Below are 3,003 nucleotides of genomic sequence, written 5' to 3'. Positions count from 1 at the left end.
GGCTGACGTGTGCGGTCTCGACTGGAACGCGTCCGGACGGCACGACGGGGCCAATACTCCGCGTAGCAGATCGCAACCTAGAACGATCTTCCCGGGGCCCTGCTCCTGACCCACCCGCCCGCGCTCGCCACGCGGGCCGGATAGGGTCGGATTTTCCCGCCGGGGTGCCGGGCCGCTCGACGCACCTCGGCGGGAACAGGTGACGGCGGGCTGGACACCCGTGGAAGTCCTGGTGGGAGCGCGCTGTGGGTGGTTGGGCGCGCTCGGCTTCCAATCCTCCCGCCAGGCGCCCGCCGTCCCCACCGCCGTCGGCGGGTCAGCCTTGATCAGGGTTCGTTGGTCGGGTCGAGGTCGTCGTCGAAGCCCTCGTTCCCGTCCCCGATCCTCCCGACCGGCGACCAGCCCGCGGCCTGACCGCACACACGAAGCCCGGCTGGCCATCAACGTGGCCAGCCGGGCTTCGTTGCGTTCGGACGTCACACGGGTGAGTCCGAACGGCCAGGCATCATCGACGATCTTCGGCGATCGTCGACAGGTCGACACCGTTGTGCCTCAGGACCCGCAGCAGCGAGTCCCGAGTGCCCATGGCCCGCTCCAGGTCGAGGGCACCGCCAAGGCCGCCGGTGCGGAACTGGCTCCCCGTTGCGAGATCCGCTTCGATCTGGTCCAGCCCGAGGCGAATCTCGCCAACTCGCTGCCTGATGTCGGTCTCCGCCGAGGTGAGGGGCAGAACTTCTTCGTACGTGAGGCCCTCGTTTTCTCGAAGGACTTCGTGCAGTTTCCAGGGATCGATCATGTGGATCTCCTTTGCGGTTGGTCGGCGGACGGGAACTTGCCGGTTTACTCGGCCGGGCCGTCAGAACGGCGGCTCGGGGTCCGGGGGCAGCGGGGTGACCTTCACCAGGGACACCAGCGGGTCCGGGTACGGGTCGCAGTCCGGGGTGCCCCCGCACAGGCAGTCCCGGTCGTGGCCGGGGTCGATCGGGCCCGTGTACTGGAAGTCGGCCGGGTAGTCGATCTCGGGGATGGAGCCGGGCGGGTAGGGCAACCCGTCGGGGTTGAGCACGGCGTTGGCCTTTCGTGTGGACGGGACTCGGGTGTCTTGGGCGGCCTACGCGGCCTTGTCCTTGAGCGAAGGCCACGCCGCCCCGAGCCGGGGGCGGCGTGGCGGCGGGTCAGTTCGCGAGGGCGGTCCGCTGGATGCCCGTGACTCGCGTTCCGCCGAGGTCGGCCTTCTCGCCGGCCCGGTAGCCGGACTGTCCGCCCGAGCCGGACAGCGGGCGAGCGCGGGACTTGCGCAGCTTCGGGTAAGCGGCGGCCACGGCGGTATCGACGTGCTGCGCCTTGCTCGCCAGCACGAGAGCCACGGACGGCCCGGTCTGCCCGCTGCCACCGTTCTGTTCGGCCACCCGCGCGTCGCGGGCCTTCTCCTCGGCGGCCTTGAGCCGGAGGTGGACCGCGTAGGCGAAGCCCGCCATCCAGCTTCGGCGGTACGCCTTGGGGTTCTCGTCCTTGGGTGGGGTCACGGCGCCCAGGCCGAGGGCCTGCTGGACGAGCAGCGAGGTGAACAGCAGGTCCACCCGCTCCAGATCGGCCGGCGTGCCGAAGATCTGGCGCCAGCCCGGCTCGCTCCTGGTGGAGACGATCTGGCAGCCGAGCGCGACGGCGATGCTGTCGAGCAGCGTCGCCTTGTCGCGGGCGTAGGGGGCCTCGGTGACGATGGTCCGGTCCGTGACCGTCGGCGAGGCGCCGGGCGTGCTCGCGGCCAGCATCGCCTCGTCGATGCCGTACTGGGCGATGAGGTCGCGGGCCTTGGCGTTGTAGGTCTCGCGGGCCTCGTCGGTGAGTCCGTCGGCCTCGGCCATGGCGAGCAGCTTGCGGATCTTGCCGAGGGTGTCCTGCGCCATCGTCGTCCCCTTGTGTTCGGGCCCCGGTGCGGGGCGCGTCGTGCGGCGGTGACTCAATACCGCAACACTGCGTTGTGTTTTTTGGCAGGACGACGATCGGGTGATGTGACCACAATCACAACGCAGCGTTGTAGATCTGGAAGGGCGGGCGAGGATGATGGGTGGATGACCAACGGCGACCCCGACCCGCTGCTCACGGTGGCCGAGGTCGCCGCGCGCCTCGACATCAAGCCCGTCACCTGGCGTTCGTACGTCTCGCGCGGGACCGCCCCGCCGCCCGACACCCCCGATCTCGGGCGCCCGGAGGCCCGACGCGCGCCGCGGTGGCTTACGTCCACGATCGACGCCTGGGCGCCGAGCCGGCGCTCACCCGGCCGCCCTCGCGCGGCGACGGTCGAGGCCCAGCAGCCCTGACGTTGCCCGGCCCCGGACGCCGGTGCGGCCCTGGCCGGGTGCACCTCGCCGACGGGCGAACGGTCCTGGTGAACTGGCGGGCCGTGCGGGCCGTGGAACTACGCCCTACGCCGTGACTCCACTGGCCCGCGACGCCTGGTCGACGAGCCGGTCCAGGTCGTCGGCGCGCATCAGCCAGCCGCGGACCGTCCACTCCGCCGGCAGGATCTGACTCCTGATCAGCGCGATGATCGCCGTCGGTGTGACGTGCGCCCGCTGGGCCGCCTGGCTGAGGCTCAGCTCCATGTGTGACACCCCCGTGTCTCCTGCGTGTCACCCTGTGGTGCGGGAGCATCCGCCCAGGTGGGGGCGGCGGACCAGCGGATTCGCGGAGCGTTGTCGAATCGTTGCTCCACGACAGTTGGTGCGCGGGGTGGCGTTGCGGGTGCGGGCGGTCAGGTCTTCGGCGGGATGCGCCAGCCCGGCCGGTTCGTGTCCAGCCATACCTCGACGTCGCGGCGGCACCACAGCCGGATGCGGTCGCGCACCACGACCGGCTCGGGGAACCCACGGTAGCGACTGATCACGTCCGCGCGGGCCCGGCCGACAGCCAGCGCCACGGCGATCTCGGCGACGCCCACGAGGTCGTACGGGTCGTCGGGCTGGCTCACGCCGCGACGCTAGGCGCCGCTTCACGCCGCGA

6 protein-coding genes are annotated in these 3,003 nt (G+C 71.2%); 1 reads left to right on the top strand and 5 read right to left on the bottom strand.

The window, feature by feature from the left end; all coding sequences use genetic code 11:
• Positions 1-505: 505 nt before the first annotated feature.
• From G6R25_RS23025 to G6R25_RS23015, 3 genes are all read right to left on the bottom strand, one after another.
• Positions 506-796 (bottom strand): hypothetical protein, encoded by a 291-nt coding sequence (locus G6R25_RS23025; RefSeq protein WP_163554544.1) that lies wholly within the window; start codon positions 794-796, stop codon positions 506-508.
• 60 nt (positions 797-856) lie between these two features.
• Positions 857-1,066, bottom strand: a complete 210-nt coding sequence (locus G6R25_RS23020) for a hypothetical protein (RefSeq protein WP_163554543.1) — start codon at positions 1,064-1,066, stop codon at positions 857-859.
• Between the two features lie 109 nt (positions 1,067-1,175).
• Positions 1,176-1,907 (bottom strand): DUF2786 domain-containing protein, encoded by a 732-nt coding sequence (locus G6R25_RS23015; RefSeq protein WP_163554542.1) that lies wholly within the window; start codon positions 1,905-1,907, stop codon positions 1,176-1,178.
• A gap of 165 nt (positions 1,908-2,072) precedes the next feature.
• On the opposite strand from G6R25_RS23015, the gene G6R25_RS23010 reads away from it, so the two are divergent.
• The gene (locus G6R25_RS23010) at positions 2,073-2,321 is read left to right on the top strand and encodes a helix-turn-helix transcriptional regulator (RefSeq protein ID WP_163554541.1); all 249 of its coding nucleotides are present in this window, start codon (positions 2,073-2,075) and stop codon (positions 2,319-2,321) included.
• A 105-nt stretch (positions 2,322-2,426) separates the two neighbouring features.
• On the opposite strand, the gene G6R25_RS23005 is transcribed toward G6R25_RS23010, so the two are convergent.
• Positions 2,427-2,606 carry a MerR family transcriptional regulator gene (locus G6R25_RS23005; RefSeq protein WP_163554540.1) on the bottom strand — a complete coding sequence of 60 codons (180 nt, stop codon included), beginning with the start codon at positions 2,604-2,606 and terminating at the stop codon, positions 2,427-2,429.
• 149 nt (positions 2,607-2,755) lie between these two features.
• On the bottom strand, positions 2,756-2,971 hold the full coding sequence (locus tag G6R25_RS23000; protein ID WP_163554539.1) for a hypothetical protein: 216 nt from the start codon (positions 2,969-2,971) through the stop codon (positions 2,756-2,758).
• Positions 2,972-3,003 lie beyond the last annotated feature (32 nt).

Source organism: Candidatus Frankia alpina (genome assembly GCF_902806485.1).
Lineage (GTDB): Bacteria > Actinomycetota > Actinomycetes > Frankiales > Frankiaceae > Frankia > Frankia alpina.
The sequence above is the reverse complement of the archived record's forward strand: the minus strand, read 5'-3'. Positions and strand labels throughout refer to the sequence as shown.

Coding starts and splice junctions, on each gene's coding strand:
- G6R25_RS23025 (WP_163554544.1), bottom strand. CDS start 796: ATGATCGATCCCTGGAAACTGCACGAAGTCCTTCGAGAAAACGAGGGC.
- G6R25_RS23015 (WP_163554542.1), bottom strand. CDS start 1,907: ATGGCGCAGGACACCCTCGGCAAGATCCGCAAGCTGCTCGCCATGGCC.
- G6R25_RS23010 (WP_163554541.1), top strand. CDS start 2,073: ATGACCAACGGCGACCCCGACCCGCTGCTCACGGTGGCCGAGGTCGCC.
- G6R25_RS23005 (WP_163554540.1), bottom strand. CDS start 2,606: ATGGAGCTGAGCCTCAGCCAGGCGGCCCAGCGGGCGCACGTCACACCG.